This is a genomic window from Paenibacillus solanacearum, from assembly GCF_910593845.1.
In the GTDB taxonomy this organism is placed as follows: Bacteria; Bacillota; Bacilli; order Paenibacillales; family NBRC-103111; genus Paenibacillus_G; species Paenibacillus_G solanacearum.
This window is the reverse complement of sequence record NZ_CAJVAS010000045.1, coordinates 18,568-34,729: the sequence shown is the minus strand read 5'-3', so window position 1 is coordinate 34,729 and position 16,162 is coordinate 18,568. Positions and strand designations below refer to the sequence as shown.

General features: G+C 58.0%; 12 protein-coding genes and 1 riboswitch. Of the genes, 10 read left to right on the top strand and 2 right to left on the bottom strand.

Features of this window, described 5'->3' with window-relative positions; all coding sequences use genetic code 11:
* Positions 1-255: 255 nt before the first annotated feature.
* A complete protein-coding gene (locus KXG62_RS28620) occupies positions 256-1,581 on the bottom strand; it encodes a glutamate-1-semialdehyde 2,1-aminomutase (protein WP_218095448.1) in 1,326 nt (441 codons plus the stop codon).
* Positions 1,582-1,907: 326 nt separating this feature from the next.
* On the bottom strand, positions 1,908-2,960 hold the full coding sequence (locus KXG62_RS28615) for an LCP family protein (RefSeq protein WP_218095442.1): 1,053 nt from the start codon (positions 2,958-2,960) through the stop codon (positions 1,908-1,910).
* A 201-nt stretch (positions 2,961-3,161) separates the two neighbouring features.
* On the opposite strand from KXG62_RS28615, the gene KXG62_RS28610 reads away from it, so the two are divergent.
* From KXG62_RS28610 to guaA, 10 genes are all read left to right on the top strand, one after another.
* Positions 3,162-4,211, top strand: a complete 1,050-nt coding sequence (locus KXG62_RS28610) for an ABC transporter ATP-binding protein (protein ID WP_218095441.1) — start codon at positions 3,162-3,164, stop codon at positions 4,209-4,211.
* Complete coding sequence (locus KXG62_RS28605; protein WP_218095440.1) at positions 4,204-4,998, top strand: ABC transporter permease; 795 nt, start codon at positions 4,204-4,206, stop codon at positions 4,996-4,998. The genes KXG62_RS28610 and KXG62_RS28605 overlap by 8 nt, the downstream gene beginning before the upstream one ends.
* Positions 4,999-5,003: 5 nt before the next feature.
* Positions 5,004-5,789: an ABC transporter permease gene (locus KXG62_RS28600; RefSeq protein ID WP_218095439.1), complete on the top strand. Its 786-nt coding sequence runs from the start codon at positions 5,004-5,006 to the stop codon at positions 5,787-5,789.
* 308 nt (positions 5,790-6,097) lie between these two features.
* Positions 6,098-6,781, top strand: a complete 684-nt coding sequence (locus tag KXG62_RS28595) for a hypothetical protein (RefSeq protein ID WP_218095438.1) — start codon at positions 6,098-6,100, stop codon at positions 6,779-6,781.
* A gap of 144 nt (positions 6,782-6,925) precedes the next feature.
* Positions 6,926-7,393, top strand: coding sequence for a peroxiredoxin (locus KXG62_RS28590; protein WP_218095437.1), 468 nt, complete (start codon positions 6,926-6,928; stop codon positions 7,391-7,393).
* 134 nt (positions 7,394-7,527) lie between these two features.
* Positions 7,528-8,967, top strand: coding sequence for a polysaccharide deacetylase family protein (locus tag KXG62_RS28585; RefSeq protein ID WP_246627680.1), 1,440 nt, complete (start codon positions 7,528-7,530; stop codon positions 8,965-8,967).
* A 132-nt stretch (positions 8,968-9,099) separates the two neighbouring features.
* Positions 9,100-10,068: an AAA family ATPase gene (locus tag KXG62_RS28580; protein ID WP_425517385.1), complete on the top strand. Its 969-nt coding sequence runs from the start codon at positions 9,100-9,102 to the stop codon at positions 10,066-10,068.
* A gap of 9 nt (positions 10,069-10,077) precedes the next feature.
* Positions 10,078-11,316 carry a DUF58 domain-containing protein gene (locus tag KXG62_RS28575; protein WP_218095434.1) on the top strand — a complete coding sequence of 413 codons (1,239 nt, stop codon included), beginning with the start codon at positions 10,078-10,080 and terminating at the stop codon, positions 11,314-11,316.
* A complete protein-coding gene (locus KXG62_RS28570) occupies positions 11,297-13,717 on the top strand; it encodes a transglutaminase-like domain-containing protein (protein WP_218095433.1) in 2,421 nt (806 codons plus the stop codon). The genes KXG62_RS28575 and KXG62_RS28570 overlap by 20 nt, the downstream gene beginning before the upstream one ends.
* A 461-nt stretch (positions 13,718-14,178) precedes the next feature.
* A complete protein-coding gene (gene guaA / locus KXG62_RS28565; RefSeq protein WP_218095432.1) occupies positions 14,179-15,717 on the top strand; it encodes a glutamine-hydrolyzing GMP synthase in 1,539 nt (512 codons plus the stop codon).
* Between the two features lie 273 nt (positions 15,718-15,990).
* A riboswitch (purine riboswitch) is annotated at positions 15,991-16,091 on the top strand.
* The last annotated feature ends 71 nt before the right edge of the window (positions 16,092-16,162 follow it).

The window sequence follows — 16,162 nt, the reverse complement described above, 5'->3', positions numbered from 1 at the left end:
TAATAGAATAACATGAAATTTTCGACGATACAATAGAACTTTACAGGGATTCTAACGATGTAAGCGCTATCTATTGTGCATAACTGGTGAATAAAACCAATTTTTATGCATAACAGCGCGGTTTGTTAAAGACGAACGAAATTTTAATATTGTCCGATAATAGTTCGTGATTTGAGTGATAAACGGAATTTATAAGCTTGAAAAGCGCCCGTTGTCGCAAGGGACAAAACCGGGCGCTTTCCATAAAATAACGTTTTATTGAGCCATCGCCGCGAATGCGCGGCCGGCGGCTTCGATTGTGACGGCGATATCTTCCTCGGTGTGGGCGAGCGTCGTAAACCAAGCTTCGTACTTCGACGGAGCGAGGCAGATGCCTTGCTCCAGCATGAGCCGGAAAAATTGCGCGAACTGCTCGCCGTCGGTTTGCTGCGCTTCTTCGTAATTGGTCACGGGATGGTCGCAGAAGTGGGTGGACAACGCCCCTCGGATGCGGTTAATCGTCAGCGCGATGCCGTGCTTTCGCGCCGCGTCCGCCAGCCCGGCTTCGAGTGCCGCGCCGAGCTGGTCAAGCCTGGCGTACGTCCCCGGCTCTTGCAGCACCTGCAGGCACGCGATGCCTGCGGAGATCGACGCAGGGTTGCCCGCCATCGTGCCGGCCTGATAAGCCGGGCCGAGCGGCGCCACCTGCGCCATAATGTCCTTGCGGCCCCCGTAAGCCCCGATCGGCAGTCCGCCGCCGATAATTTTGCCCAGGGCCGTTAGGTCCGGCTCGATGGCCGCGAGGTCGGTGCCCGAAGGCAGGCCATCGAATGTCTGTACCGTTCCGTAATGGAACCGGAACGCGGTGATCACCTCGTCGTAGATGACGAGGGAGCCGTTGCGGCGCGCGGCGGCGCACAGCCCTTCGAGGAAGCCCGGCTTCGGCATGACCATGCCGAAGTTGCCGACGATGGGCTCGACCATGACCGCGGCCACGTCTTGGCCCCAGCGCGCGAGCGCCTCGTCGAGCGCACCGAGATCGTTGTAAGGCACGGTGATGACCTCGTGCGCGATGCTGACCGGGATTCCGGCGCTGTCCGGGATGCCGAGCGTGGACGGGCCGGAGCCCGCGGCCACGAGCACCAGATCGGAGTGGCCGTGGTAGCAGCCGGAGAACTTGATGATCTTGTTGCGGCCCGTATAGGCGCGGGCGACGCGGATCGTCGACATGACCGCCTCCGTGCCCGAGTTGACGAAGCGCACCTTGTCGAGCGAAGGGGTGGCCTCCTTCAGCATGCGGGCGAACTCGATCTCCAGCTCCGTCGGCGTGCCGTACAGTGTGCCGTTCTCCGCGGCGCGGCAAATCGCGGCCGTGACATGCGGGTGCGCATGGCCAAGGATGATCGGGCCGTAGGCGGCGAGATAGTCGATGTAGCGGTTGCCGTCTTCATCCCAGAAGTAGGCGCCTTGCCCGCGCTTCATGAATACGGGCGCGCCGCCGCCGACGGCTTTGAACGAGCGGGACGGGCTGTTGACGCCGCCCACGATATGTTCGAGCGCTTCCTTGTATAATGCTTCGGATCGCTGGTTCTGCAAAGTCATATGTATCTCCTCCATAGCTTTCATATTCGGTGTTGGGTCACGGACACGGCTGCTGCGCCTTGCGCAGGAATGTCGCTGGTCGTACCTTCTTTTGCCGTTCGATTGGAATGTGTCTCTCCATGTATTATAAAGAATTGCGTCCCGCTTGGAAAACAAACAATAAACGGAGAGCGGCCGCTCTCCGTTTATTGTGACCCTATTCACGCTATATTTCGCAGGCGGACGCCCGATCCCTTCCTCACACGGGCAATGGAACGGGCGACGCCTGATGCAGCACCAGAACGCATGTTGGACATCGCGCTTGTGAAGAATTCGGGAACCGCCGCTTATTTCTTATACGAAGCCGTGCTTCCCGTGTTGCTTCCGCCCGCGCTCGTTGTCGTCTTGCTCGGCTGCGACTTCTCCGCCGGAGCGTTCGGATCGAGCCCTTCAAACAGCGCCTTCACGAAAGCTTGCAGCTTGTCGCGGTTGACGGACAGCACCTCGGCGCCGCCGACTCGTTTCTCGACGAGCAGCTCCGACGGCGGGATCTGCTGGCTGACCATGCCTTCCGTCTTCGCTTCGAAGCCGAGAGAACCGAGCTTGAGCATATCGGTCGTCGTTAAGTTCGTCTCGATGTACGGGTCGATGCTGTTCAGCACCTTCGGTAAGCGGATGAGCGAGCCGGTCGTCTGCATCTTGAGCGCAACGGCTTGCAGAAACTTCCGCTGCCGCTCCGTTCTTGCGAAATCGCTCAGCGCGTCATGGCGGAAGCGCACGTACTGCAGCGCAGTTTTGCCGTCCAGATGCTGCATGCCTTTTTTCAAATTAATATCGTACTCGTGTCCGTCTTCGGAGTCTTTGTATTTCATGTCCTTCTCGACGTCCAGATCGATTCCGCCGATGGCGTCGACCAGCGCGATGAAGCCTTTGAAATCGGTATACACGTAATATTGAATCGGGATACCCATCAGATCGCTGACGGTGCGAGCCGCCAAATTCGGTCCGCCGATGGCCAGCGCCGTATTAATCCGGTCGTCGCCATGCCCTGGAATCTTCACATACGTATCGCGCAGGATGGAGAACAAGTACGCCTTCTTCGTTACCGGATCGATGGAAGCGACCATAATGGAGTCGGAACGCGGTACTTCATTCTTCTTCAGCCCTCGCGAGTCGCCGCCGAGCAGCAATATGTTCACCCGCTGCTTCCCTTCCCACTTGGGCGGAGTGTACACCTCGGTCATGCCGATTTGCTTGGCGGTGATTCCTCCGAATTTTGTCGTTTCCGGTCGGCTTTGAATGTTATTTGCAAAATGGAGGAACGAATATGTAAAATAACCGATACCCGCGATCAAAGCCAAGCCGAGCATGATAAAAAACCATTTGAACGTCCGAGCCATAAATATCCCATCCTTTCTTGTCGTATCGCTTGCTTTTCCAATGGGGACGGTTCGTGTATGATAACGTGTATAGGTTTTGACAATGGTAGAAAAACATGCGTACGGAATGGAAGGAAACTTTTTCTGTACAGTTCATTATAAGATGATTCGCTTCATGCCTGCAAGCTTCGGCAATTTACGACAGGAGGAACCTGAGAAATTATGCTGGCTATCGACGTACATCGACTTCGCAAACAATTCAAAGTACAAAAAAATCGGGAGGGCTTGAAAGGCGCCATTCGCGATCTGTTTAATCGAGAGTATAACCAGGTTACGGCGGTTAAAGACATCAGCTTTCAAATCCCGCAGGGCGAAATTTGCGGCTATATCGGCGAGAACGGCGCAGGCAAATCGACAACGATTAAAATGCTGACCGGCATCCTTGTTCCGACGGCAGGCGACATTCGGGTGAACGGGTATATTCCGCATAAGGAGCGGGAGAAATTCGTTCAAGGGATCGGCGTCGTTTTCGGGCAGCGGAGCCAGTTGTGGTGGGATATCGGCGTGATCGAATCGTTTCAGCTGCTCAAAAAGGTATATCGCGTATCCGAGACCGATTATAAGGAACGGCTGGATGAATTGGTGGAACGTCTGCACCTGGGCGAGCTGCTGAACCGACCGGTGCGCAAGCTCAGTCTCGGACAGCGGATGCGCTGCGAGCTCGCCGCTTCGCTGCTGCATAATCCGCAAATCTTGTTTCTGGACGAGCCTACGATCGGACTCGATATTGTGGTCAAGACGGAAATACGCGAGTTTTTGAAATCGATGAACGCCCGCTACGGGACGACGATTTTGCTGACGACGCATGACCTGCAGGACATTGAGGCGCTCTGCTCGCGGGTCATTATGCTGGATGACGGGAACATTATATACGACGGAGGGCTGGAAGAGCTCAAGGCCCGCTGGGGCAAAGGCAAGGAAGTCATTCTCCGGTTTCCGGAGTCGGTCTCGCTGTTCCGTCTGCAGGAGCTGACCCGCGGGCTGGAAGTGAGCTGGTCGGCGGAAACGGACCGCACGGCCAAAGTGTGGATTCCTCAGCAAGGCGTGGGCGTATCGGAAGTGCTGAGCCGCGTGGTTGGGGTGATGAATATCGAAGATATCAAAATTGTCGAGACGAATACCGACGATATCGTTCGCGAAATTTATAAGACCGGTTCGGCCGAGGTGAAGAAAGAACTTACAGAAGAACGGGAAGTGACTGTGCGTGCTTAGCGCTTACGTGGAAATCATTCGCATGCGCTTCCTGATGATGCTGGCATACCGCGTCAATTATTATAGCGGAATTATCATTTATGCGCTGAATATCGGAGCGTACTATTTTTTATGGAAGGCGATCTACGGCTCGAAGGAGCTGCTCGGCGGCATGACCGTCACGCAGATGACGACATATGTGGCCGTTTCCTGGATGGCGCGGGCGTTTTATTTCAATAACCTGGACCGGGAGATTGCCAGTGAGATTAAGGACGGCAGCGTGGCTACGCAATTCATTCGACCGTACAACTATATTATCGTCAAAATGATGCAGGGGCTCGGCGAAGGGCTGTTCCGGTTCCTGCTGTTCTCGACGCCGGGCATGGTGATCGTGACGCTGCTGTTCCATGTCGAGCTGCCGACTGACCCGAAAGTATGGATCATTTTCCTGATCATGCTGTTCTTCAGCTTCCTGATCAATTCGCAGATTAACATTATTACCGGGCTGTTCGCCTTCTTCCTTGAAAACAACGAGGGCATGATGCGGATGAAGCGGGTCGCCGTCGATTTGTTCTCCGGGCTTGTCGTGCCGATGTCCTTCTTTCCGGGTTGGGCGGAAGGGCTCATGAAGCTGCTGCCGTTTCCGGCGATTACGTATTTGCCGGGCTCCGTGTTTACGGGGAAAGTGGCAGGAAGCGCGGTATACGGCGTGTTCGCGACGCAGCTCGTCTGGTTTGCGCTGCTCATCATTCCGCTGTTTGTGCTGTGGCGCAGCGCCCGCACGCGGCTGTTCGTACAAGGAGGTTGAGGCGGATGTTTTATGCGGGCTTGCTTGCCGATTACTTGAAAAACTACATGAAGACGCGGCTGACGTACCGTTCCGACTTCTGGATCGAAATTTTGTCGGACCTGCTGTTTAATGGGCTCAACTTGTTTTTTATACTGGTCGTGTTCCAGCATACGGCAGCGATCGGGAATTGGAACGAGCAGCAAATCATGTTCATTTACGGTTATTTTATGGTGCCGTACGGCTTGTTTATTACTTTTTTCAATCTATGGGGCTTTAGCGAGCGGTATATCGTCAAAGGCGAGATGGACCGCATCCTGACGAGGCCGGCGCATAATCTCGTACAGTTGATGCTGGAAAATATGGACCCGTCGTCGCTGTTCAGCGCCTTGGTCGGGCTGCTCATTATGGCGTACTCCTGGAGTCAGCTGGATCTGAGCCTGATGTGGTATGATCCGCTCGTTTTCGTGCTGCTGGTTCTCGGTTCGATCATGATTTACGGGGGCGTCTACATTTTCTTTACGTCGCTTTCGTTTTACTCGGATGCGCCGACGGGCATTCTCGCGCTAATGTGGAATTTGCAAAACTACGGCAGGTATCCCGTCACAATCTACAACAGTATGTTGAAGATCATGCTGACATGGATTTTGCCGTTCGGCTTCGTCGGCTTTTACCCGGCCGCCTATTTCCTTGATCGAGCCAACTGGGGAATGTTTGCACTGCTCACGCCGGCGGTCGGCCTTGTCTTTCTGACGGGAGCGCTCGTCATCTGGAACATCGGCGTGAAACGGTACCGGGGAGCCGGGTCGTAGGAAGAGGCGAGGGAAATTGTTTCCGAACGAAAACAATGATCGCTTGGATTGATAAGCTTTGCTGCGGATGATCCGCGGCAAGGCTTTTTTTAGGTGCAGAAACCTTCATTTAATTAACCGTTGGTTAAATTAAAGTTATTTTAAGCAACCTTTTATCTCGCCCTAAGGTTAGCGTAAAACTTCGTTCATAATTCGATTTTATACTTGGAACTGTAAGCGGCAATACATACACAAACGAAGCGGCCTGGCGAAACGGGAAATCGTGATCGGCGGGGACAGCTTCCAATCGAGGATAAGGTGGAGAGACCATGAACAACACTTGGAAAGGCAAATGGATCGCCGGCGCCGTAGCGACAGCCGTATTGTTCGGAGGATTCGGAGGATGGACGCATCAAGCTTTTGCCGATGACGACGGAGGGGACGAATCTACGTCCTCGGAATCTTCCGCGCCGGCGGTGCCGGCCAAGAAGCAAGTCAGTCAGGGACTGCGGGCGATTGTGCCTTCGGCTGCGGAACTGCTGCACTTGACCTCCGAGACAGTGAACGGCGAGCTGAAAAACGGCAAATCGATCATGGAAATTGCTTCCGAGCACGGCTTGCATGCCTCCGAATTGAAGGAGCAGCTTGTGAAATCGATGGAGCAGCCTGTCGATCAGGCGCTGAGCGACCATAGTATCAGTTCCAGTGAAGCGGCGAAGCTGAAACAGCGGATTGCCGATGGCGCGCAGCGGGCATTCAGCACGGCGGGGTATCAGGATCCAACGAGCGACGGATCTTCCAAGGTTAGCGGCCTGCATCTCGGATACACGCCGAAGCTGGAGGCGCTCGCAGCGGTGCTGGGCGCAAACAAAAAAGAACTGAAGCAAGCAATTGGCGACGGGCAGTCGATTGCCGAGTTCGCCGCGGGCAAAGGCATCTCCGAAGAACAGCTGATCGCCAAACTGAAGGATGAACTCTCGCCTTCGATTCAAGATTTCATTCATAAGAAATAGCAAGCTATCTACTAGCAACGGAGACCGCGGGCAGCAGGGCGGTCTCTTTGGCATACCTACCGTTTGTACATGCCGCCTGTTATAGGTATAATGTCCGTACAAACGATAACGGGACTTTCTCGAAATACAGGAGTTGACATGATCATGGAAACGGTCCAAATCGGACAGCCCGTCCCGGACTTTTCATTACAGGCTGGAGGCGAGGCATCGTTCTCGCTGAGCCGGCTGCGGGGGCGGAAAGTCGTCATCTACTTTTACCCGACGGATGATACCCCGACCTGCACGGACGAGGCTTGCTCGTTCCGCGATTATAACGGGCAGTTCGAGGAGTGGCATACGACCGTCATCGGCATCAGTCCGGACGACGTTGCCTCGCATAATCGATTCGCTGCAAAATATGAGCTGCCATTCCTGCTTTTATCCGACCCGGACTTGGCCGTCTGCCATCTCTTCGACGTATGGAAGCAAAAGAAGCTGTACGGCCGGGAGTACATGGGCGTCGTCCGGTCGACGTTCCTGATCGACGAGCGGGGGGTCCTGGTCAAGGAGTGGCGCAATATTCGCGTGAAAGGCCACGTAGATAAAGTATTGCAAGCCGTAAAATCCATATAACGCTGCCTTGTCGGCATCGCGCAAGTCTCCTCTGGGGGCTTGCGTTTTTTTGGCATAACCGGGCCGTTTCTCTCATATATTCTATTAAAATTCATAAATTCATAACCTAATAGAATATGCGGAGGGATTTCCTGATGATGAACGACGGACGACCGAACGGTATAATGAGTCAGCTCATGCGGAAATGGGTCTGGGTATTCTGCATTCCTCTGCTGTTCCTATCGATAGGCCACGAAGCGGCATGGGCGCAAGCCCCGGCGGGCGCCGGCGGGAGCGACGTGTATGCAGCGCTGAAATCGGGGCAGCGCGTGGAGACGGAGAAAAGCTACGTCACGCCGGAGAAGCCGACGGTGTATTTGACCTTTGACGACGGTCCAAGCAAACAGACGCCTCAGGTGCTTGATATATTGAGAGAAGAGGACGTGAAAGGCACGTTCTTCGTGCTCGGCGAACAGGTGAAGGCGCGGCCGGAGCTGGCGCGCCGCATCGTTCAGGAAGGGCATGCGATTGGCAATCATACGTATAATCACGTGTATAAAGAGCTGTATTCGGATTTCAGCGTGTTCTGGGAGCAAATTCAGCGGACAGAGCAGGCGGTGGAGGATGCGGCGGGGATCCGTCCTCGCATGGTACGGGCGCCTGGAGGCACGTTCGGCAATTTTGACCCGTTCTACTTCTACTATTTGGATCAGGCGGGATATGAAATCTATGATTGGAATATAGATAGCGGCGATTCTGCCCGCGTCGGCGTCCCGGCTAAAGAAATTGTGCAGACGGTGGCCAAAGGGCCGTTCCGCCATGAAGTTGTCGTGCTCATGCATGACAGCTCCGGCCACGGCGAAACGGTGAAGGCGCTGCCGCAAATCATTGCGCTGTTCAAATCGAAAGGCTATCAATTCGAAGTATTGTCTCCACAAGTGAAACCGATTCACTTCTCGAACGGCAAGCCGAAATGGTCCCGGTCCGTTAGCGAGCAAGGGTTTGAGAAGTTCGTTTCCGCAGCGTCGGAGCACCAGCATATCGTATGGGGCGGGCTGCAGGAAGACGGCGGTACGGAACCCGGGATGGAGACTGAACTTCCTCCGCCGACGGCGATCGCCTCTGCCGGCCTCGCGCCTGAAGACGCGGGAGGAGCGGAAAAGCTGACGATCCGAATGGACGGACGCGCGTTGACGCTGGAAAAAGGTGAATTCCGGCTTCATAACGGCGCCTACATCGTGCCGCTGCGCAAGCTGGGGGAGGCGATGGGGGCGAAGATTGAGTGGCTGGGAGAACGGCGTACGGCTCAGATCGCTTACGGACTCTATACATTGGAATACGATTGGAGCCGTCATGAGCTGCGCGTCGGTTCGCCGCGGCCAAGCCACAGCGCTGCTGATACACATGCTGCAGTGAAACGTGTGGCTCTCCCGGATATGGAATTGATCGACGGGACGATGTATGTTCCTTTGCGCAGCACGGTCGAGTGGCTCGGCGATGCGATTGCCGCTTATACGATGGATGACGGGCAAGGCGGGGCGGAGGTACGTATTGCGCAGCGGCGAGGCTATGCGCTGCCCTGGTTCAGCGTGTAACGAACGGTCAGGCGGATCGGCCGGAAGCGGGAGAGAAGGCGTCTAAAAGCTCCAGGATACGTCCATACTATATTCATAGAGTAGAAGACTATGATTCTATTATGGATGCTTGGAGGTATCGGAACGATGACTATGCCCTCATTCTTGTCGGATCAGCCGCAAACGGTTGTGGAACGCATTATTTATCAAGTGGAGAAAGCGATCGTCGGCAAACGAGACGTGATCGAAAAGCTGCTGGTGGCGCTGCTGTGCGGCGGACACGTGCTGCTTGAAGACGTCCCGGGCGTCGGTAAGACGATGCTGGTGCGGGCGCTCGCAAGGACGATCGACAGCAGCTTCAAACGGATTCAATGCACGCCCGATTTGCTCCCTTCGGATTTGACCGGCGTATCCGTATACAACCAGCGAACCGGAGAATTCGAGTTTCGCCCGGGGCCGCTGCTCGGCAATATCGTGCTTGCCGACGAGCTGAACCGGACTTCCCCGCGGACGCAGGCCGCCATGCTGGAGGCGATGGAGGAAAAACGCATTACGGTGGACGGGACGACGTATCCGCTGCCGGAGCCTTTCTTTATTCTTGCCACGCAAAACCCGGTGGACTTTGAAGGCACGTTCGGCTTGCCGGAGGCACAGCTCGACCGGTTCACGCTCAAGCTGCGCCTCGGTTATCCGGACGCCCGCGACGAGATCGAGATGCTCAGCCGAATGGGAGATGCGGCACCGCTTTCGCAGGTGCGAACAGTTGTTCTTCAGGAGGAATTTGCCGCGCTGCAAAAAGAAGCGCGAGCGATACATGTCGACGAAGCGATTAAACAGTATATCGTTCAGCTGACGGGCGCGACCCGTACGCATCCGGATGTCGCGCTCGGGGCCAGCCCCCGGGCTTCGGTCGCCTTGATGCGGGCATCGCAGGCGCAAGCCTTGATGAAGGGGCGCAGTTACGTGATCCCGGACGATGTAAAAGCGCTGTCCGGGCCGGTGCTCGCGCACCGGCTGCTGCTGAGCGACGCCGCGCTTATGTCCGGCAAAGACGCTTCGTCGGTAATCGCCTCGCTCGTCGGGGCGGCGCCGGTCCCGGTTCGCCGCCATGCGGCGGGATAAGGGGGAGCCATGCGGAGCCTGGTTTGTATTGGTGGGCTGGTTGTTTTATGCGCGGTGTCCGGCTGGTGGGCAATCGAGTGGGACGGGCGGACGGCGTGGTTTTTGTTTTACAGCTTCGCTTACTTGTCGCTCTACGCGCTGGCCGCTTATGGCGCCTTGAAGCGCGGGCTTGCGCGATTGGAAGCGGGGCTTTCCTCGCAGGCGGGGCCGATACGGCGCTGCTATGCCGGAGAGAGCGTTCATTACGCCGCGCTCTGGAGCGAAGCGTCGCGTCTGCTGCCGGGCGCCCGGCTCCATTGGGAGGAGCAGTGGGTGCACCAAGGCACGGGCGTGCGCACGGTCGTACGCGGCGAACTTGCGCCCGGCGCCCGATTGGTTCGCCTGCCGGGCTTGCCCCGCGGCGTCTATGTGCGGGAGGCGTTGACTGTGAGCGCCTCCGAAGCGCTCGGGCTCCTGCATGCGGAGCGCCGGAGCGCAGGCGGCGGGCAGCTGTGGGTGCTGCCCCGCCCTGCCGCGGCGGCCGGGCTTTCCGGGGCCCCCGTGGGGGGGCGGAAAGCGGCTTCGCCGGCAGCGAACCCTGCCGTGCCGCAGGTGAGCGGCACGCGTCCGTATGCGCCCGGGGATCCGCTGAAACGGATCCATTGGCGCAGCACTGCGCGCACGGGCGAGCTGCGCGCGACGGAGACGGAGCTGCCCGCGGGCGGGCGGCAGCTCGTGCTGCTCGACGCGGCAGGCAGCGGCGGCAGCGAAGGGGCCGCCCTGTGGGCGGACCCGCTGCTTGCGGCGGCGGTGGAGGCCGCGGCCGGTCTGGCCCGGCGCGGGCTGGAGCGCGGGCAGCGCGTGCGCCTCGCCGTCAGCGACGCGCAGGGCAGTGCCGCCGAGGCGCAAGGGCGGGCTCGGCTGCCTGAGCTGCTGCAGCCGCTGGCCGCGGTGCCGCAGGGCGGCTGCGACCCGGGCGCGTTCGCCGCGCTCGTGCGGCGCGAGACGCGGCGGCACGCCGAGGCGGTAGCGCTCGTCACCGCCCGGGCCGATGCGCGGCTGCCGGCGGCGATGCGCGGGCTGCCCCGAGGCGCCGCGCAGGTCGTGTTCGTGCACGAGCCGGGGCGGGCGCTGCCTGACGCCGTGCACGGCTGGAAACGGCAGCTTGAAGCGATCGGCTGCCGAGTGACGATGTTCGCGGCAGGCGCCGCGACCGCTGCGTTTGCTCCGCGGCAAGGGGGTGCAGGCTATGCCGTCATCGGCGAGTGACTTTGCGCGGACGCCCGCTCGCTTGGCTGCGGATGCGCTGCTGTCGGGCCTGCTGCTGCTTGTGCTGCTGGAGTGGCTGTATCCGCTGCGCGAGCTGGTGGCCATCACCGAAGTGTATTCCATCCGTCCGTTTGTCATGGCGTTCAGCGTGTTCGTGCTCGTCGATACATTTCGCTGGAACCCCTGGCTCGTATGGCCGGCCAAGATGCTGTGGATCGTAGCAGTTACGGCTTGGCTGCATAACGGACAGGCGCTGCCCTCCGCAGACTGGTGGGGCGAATGGAGTCGCGGGCTCCTGACCGATGTAGTTGAAGGATTGCAGGGCCATTTGGCGGCGTGGGAGCCGGCGACGCGGACGCTGCTGTTTTTGACGGGATGGTCGTTCTTCATCTCCGTCGTTCAATCGTTTGTGCTGGAGCGCCGGTCGGTGCTCTGGTTTCTCATGTTGACCGGTTCCTTCCTGGTGTTGATTCAGCTCGTGTTCGCTGTCGATTCTTCCGTCTCCATGCTGCGCGCGTTCGGCATCGGCCTGCTGCTTCAGACGCTCCTGCAGCGCGGGTATTGGACCCGGTGGCAGGAGGAGGCGGACGCGCATGAAGCCGGAGCCGGGCATGGACCTTCCCCGGCACCGGCCCATACCGAGGAGCGTTCGGCCGGCCGTTCTTCATCGCTCATGGCCGGCGTCGCGTTTGCCGCTGTCTGCCTGGCCGTAGGCTGGCTGGGGTCGGGCTTCCACCCGTCCGCCATGAAGGCGATGGACTGGTCCCGTTATATCGCTGCGTGGGAGAACCGGTTGCAGAGCCACACCTGGACCGATCAGTACCTCGCAAACGGCGGCTCCGCCCGCTGGGGCGTTACGGGCTACAGCTCGGATGACGCCGAGCTCGGGAGACCGCTGCGGGCGGACGACCGACCGGCATTCACCGCGGTGACGACGATGCTGACGTATTGGCGTGGCGAGACGAGAAGCGTCTATACGGGAAAAGGATGGGCGACGGCGGACAACACCTTCATACCTGCGGGCGCTGATGCCAATGCCGCTGCGGCCCCGCTCTCGTCTCCGGGCGGCGGACTGGCGAAAGAAATGGTGATTCAGCAAGTGAGACTCCAATCGGGCGATTTGTCGCGGCAGCTGTTTGCCGGCGGCGAGCTGCGATCGGTGACGTCGCTGCAAGCGGCGAGCGGCAAGGCGATCCCGGCCGACTGGGTGTGGCGGGAGTCGGCGACGGACCGCTACGCGCTTCCGGTGCTAACCGATCCGCTCGCTTCGTACACCATTGAATCGTTCGTACTGGCCGATCGTTCGCAGCTTGAAACAATGCCAGAGCTTCCGTACGGCGCGGAAATTGCCGAGCGGTACTTGCAGCTTCCCGAATCGCTGCCGCTGCGCGTGAGGGAGCTGGGGGAGACGATCGCAGGTCAGGAGAAGACGCCGTATGCGAAGGCAATCGCGGTCGAGCGGTATTTGAAGGAGCACTATGCTTATAATCTCGAGAACAGCCGGGAGCCCGGGGCGGATGAAGATTTCGTCGATCATTTCTTGTTCACGCAAATGGCGGGCTACTGCGACCATTTCTCGACGGCCATGGTGGTCCTGCTGCGTTCGGTTGGTGTGCCGGCCCGCTGGGTAAAGGGCTTTGCGCCCGGAGAGGTGCTGTCGGTCGAAGCGGAGGGGGAGCGCAGCACATTTACGGTGCAGGTGCGGCAAAAGGATGCGCATGCGTGGACGGAGGTATATTTCCCTGGCGCGGGCTGGGTTACATTCGAGCCTACGCCGAGCTATGCGGCGGGCAGCGCAGCGCAAGTCAAGCCGTCTGCTGTGGTGGCTACTGCCGCAGAGCCGCAAACTGAAACCCGGTTTCAAGCTATGCAGCGCCAGCTGGAGCAAGCGATGCTGTCGGCGAAATTTACCGCGCAGCATGTGGCTGCTGCCGCACGTTCATCGCTACGGTCGATGGCTGACAGCATACGGAACGCCTTGGCGGGCGTATCCTTGTGGACGGCCGGGGGCTTAGGTGTCGCTGTGATTCTGGGACTTGCGGCGGTTGTCCACTTGTGGACGCGGCTAGCGCATGCACCCGACCGCTCCGGAACGGACTTGGCGCCGCGTTCGCTTGTTGAAGGCTTGGCGGCTTCCGGGTATGGCCGGGACCGGCTGCTTCGCTTCAGCGACCGCCTATGGCGGCGGCTGCAGCGAGTGTACGGGAAAGCGAAGCCGCAGCAGACGCTGCGCGAGTACGCAGGCACCCGCGAGGTCGACAGCGAAGCGAAGCGGGAGGAGCTGCTCCGGTTGACAGAGCTGCTCGAAGCATCGCGCTATGCTGAACCGAACCGTGCAGCGCTGCTTGTGACGCGCCGCGAGCTGTCGGCCGCGTGGGCCAAGCTCAAGCGGGCCAAATAAGACGCGGCCCGCTGCACGCAACCGCCAGTTCAAACGCAGCGCGTTGCGGCTGCGTTTAATGGATTGGCCTTTTGGATGCAAGAGCAAGCACGGCCGTATCGCTGCGCCTTGCATTCCAGGGGTTGCTATACCGTCCGTTGTTTCGAGATGGGAATCTGCAACGCGAAAGACGCTTTCATGGCCTTATGCTTCTTCAAGGCGATGTAAGCGTCTGTTTGTTGTTGGGATGGTCGGCCTGTCTTTTCTAATTTATACACTTATCCCCAGCATGCTGCACATTGCGCGAGTTATCCCTTGTGTGCATCCGCCAAAGCTAAGTGCAGTTTATTCACAATCCACAAGCCGATTTGTTGCCGAATGGACAACACTTTTCCCCGGGACGCATTGCCCTTTCTCCATCGTAAGCTTATAATATAGTTCATTATGAAATCGAACGAATATCAGGAGGATCAAAATTATCAATGGACAAGCCGAATGAAATTATTGTGGTGCTCGACTTTGGCGGACAGTACAACCAGTTGATTGCGCGCCGCATCCGCGATCTGGGGGTATATAGCGAACTGCTTCCTTTCAACACGCCGGCTGAGAAAATCAAAGCGCTCCAGCCCAAAGGCATTATCTTCTCAGGAGGCCCTGCCAGCGTATACGGGGAGAACTCGCCGCTGGTTGACCCGGCTGTGTATGACATCGGCGTGCCGATTTTTGGCATTTGCTACGGCATGCAAATGATGGCCCATCAGCTGGAAGGTAAAGTGGAGCGGGCATCGAAGCGGGAGTACGGCAAAGCGGAGGTCGATTTTGCCGATGCTTGCGGCTTGGTGCACGGGCTCGACAAAAAACAGACGGTATGGATGAGCCACAGCGATCTGGTCGTTCAGCCGCCGGCCGGTTTCGTCGTTGACGCCAGCACGGAGCATGCGCCGATCGCCGCGATGAGCCATCCGGAGCGCCGCATGTTCGCGGTTCAGTTTCATCCGGAAGTGCGCCACTCTGTGTACGGCAACGAAATGATCCGCAATTTCCTGTATCAAGTGTGCGGCTGCGAGGGGACGTGGAGCATGACAACGTTCATCGAAGACACCGTGCGCGACATTCGCAATCAAGTGGGCGACAAGAAAGTATTGTGCGCGCTTAGCGGCGGCGTAGACTCCTCCGTCGTGGCGATGCTTATTCATAAGGCGATCGGCGACCAGCTTACATGTATGTTTATCGATCATGGCCTTCTTCGCAAGGGGGAAGCCGAGAGCGTAATGGAGACGTTCGTCGGCAAGTTCGATATGAAGGTCGTCAAGATCGATGCTCGCGAACGGTTTCTCGGCAAGCTGACCGGCGTGGACGATCCGGAGCAAAAACGGAAAATTATCGGCAATGAATTCATCCGCGTGTTCGAAGAGGAATCGGCTCAGTTTGACGACTTTGCATTCCTCGCGCAAGGCACGCTGTACACGGATATCGTGGAAAGCGGCACGGCAACGGCACAGACGATCAAGTCTCATCATAACGTCGGCGGTTTACCGGAAGACATGAAATTCGAGCTCGTCGAGCCGCTCAAAGCGCTGTTTAAGGACGAAGTGCGCAAAGTGGGCGAGGAATGCGGCCTGCCTGCGGCGATCGTATGGCGCCAGCCGTTCCCGGGACCGGGGCTTGCGATTCGCGTGCTCGGCGAAGTGACGGAAGAGAAGCTGGAGATCGTACGGGAATCGGATGCGATTCTGCGCGACGAAATTGCCAAAGCGGGCCTCGATCGCGAGATTTGGCAGTACTTTACGGCATTGCCGAACATGAAGAGCGTCGGCGTAATGGGCGACGCGCGCACTTACTCCTATACCGTCGGCATCCGCGCCGTGACGTCCATTGACGGGATGACGGCGGACTGGGCCCGAATTCCGTGGGACGTGCTGGAGAAAATCTCCGTGCGTATCGTTAACGAAGTCGACAACGTCAACCGCGTCGTGTACGACATCACGTCGAAGCCGCCGGCGACGATTGAGTGGGAATAACCGAATAGTCGCATCCTCGATCCGGATGCAGCAAGACCTGGACTCTCGAATGGAGAGACAGGTCTTTTTGCGATGACAGGGCATTGAGCCCAAGGCCAGGAGGAGCTTGATGCGTGAAGGAAGGCTATCCGAAAATAAGATCCGCGGCTGCGGTGTGTGCGTCTGCAGAGATTATAAGAATTTGCGTTATCCGAACATAAAATAAATTTTTAGCCATAATGTTCGGAAAAACGATTGACAACATTCGACTTCCCTCTTAGAATAAGGTATGGAAATCAAGGGAATAACAAGTTTCGTATAATCCCGGGAATGGGCCCGGGAGTTTCTACGAGGTCACCGTAAATGATCTGGCTACGAACAAGAAATGACGGTTCACGGGGGATATGCTGTGGAGCGTTCTTTTGCTTGGAGCCTGGGGCATTCGCGCACCCGGGCTTTTCGTTGT

What these genes read in the sequence shown, in the direction of transcription:
- KXG62_RS28620 (WP_218095448.1), bottom strand. Translation starts at nt 1,581, where the DNA reads ATGACTTTGCAGAACCAGCGATCCGAAGCATTATACAAGGAAGCGCTC.
- KXG62_RS28615 (WP_218095442.1), bottom strand. Translation starts at nt 2,960, where the DNA reads ATGGCTCGGACGTTCAAATGGTTTTTTATCATGCTCGGCTTGGCTTTG.
- KXG62_RS28610 (WP_218095441.1), top strand. Translation starts at nt 3,162, where the DNA reads ATGCTGGCTATCGACGTACATCGACTTCGCAAACAATTCAAAGTACAA.
- KXG62_RS28600 (WP_218095439.1), top strand. Translation starts at nt 5,004, where the DNA reads ATGTTTTATGCGGGCTTGCTTGCCGATTACTTGAAAAACTACATGAAG.
- KXG62_RS28595 (WP_218095438.1), top strand. Translation starts at nt 6,098, where the DNA reads ATGAACAACACTTGGAAAGGCAAATGGATCGCCGGCGCCGTAGCGACA.
- KXG62_RS28590 (WP_218095437.1), top strand. Translation starts at nt 6,926, where the DNA reads ATGGAAACGGTCCAAATCGGACAGCCCGTCCCGGACTTTTCATTACAG.
- KXG62_RS28585 (WP_246627680.1), top strand. Translation starts at nt 7,528, where the DNA reads ATGATGAACGACGGACGACCGAACGGTATAATGAGTCAGCTCATGCGG.
- KXG62_RS28580 (WP_425517385.1), top strand. Translation starts at nt 9,100, where the DNA reads ATGCCCTCATTCTTGTCGGATCAGCCGCAAACGGTTGTGGAACGCATT.
- KXG62_RS28575 (WP_218095434.1), top strand. Translation starts at nt 10,078, where the DNA reads ATGCGGAGCCTGGTTTGTATTGGTGGGCTGGTTGTTTTATGCGCGGTG.
- KXG62_RS28570 (WP_218095433.1), top strand. Translation starts at nt 11,297, where the DNA reads ATGCCGTCATCGGCGAGTGACTTTGCGCGGACGCCCGCTCGCTTGGCT.
- guaA (WP_218095432.1), top strand. Translation starts at nt 14,179, where the DNA reads ATGGACAAGCCGAATGAAATTATTGTGGTGCTCGACTTTGGCGGACAG.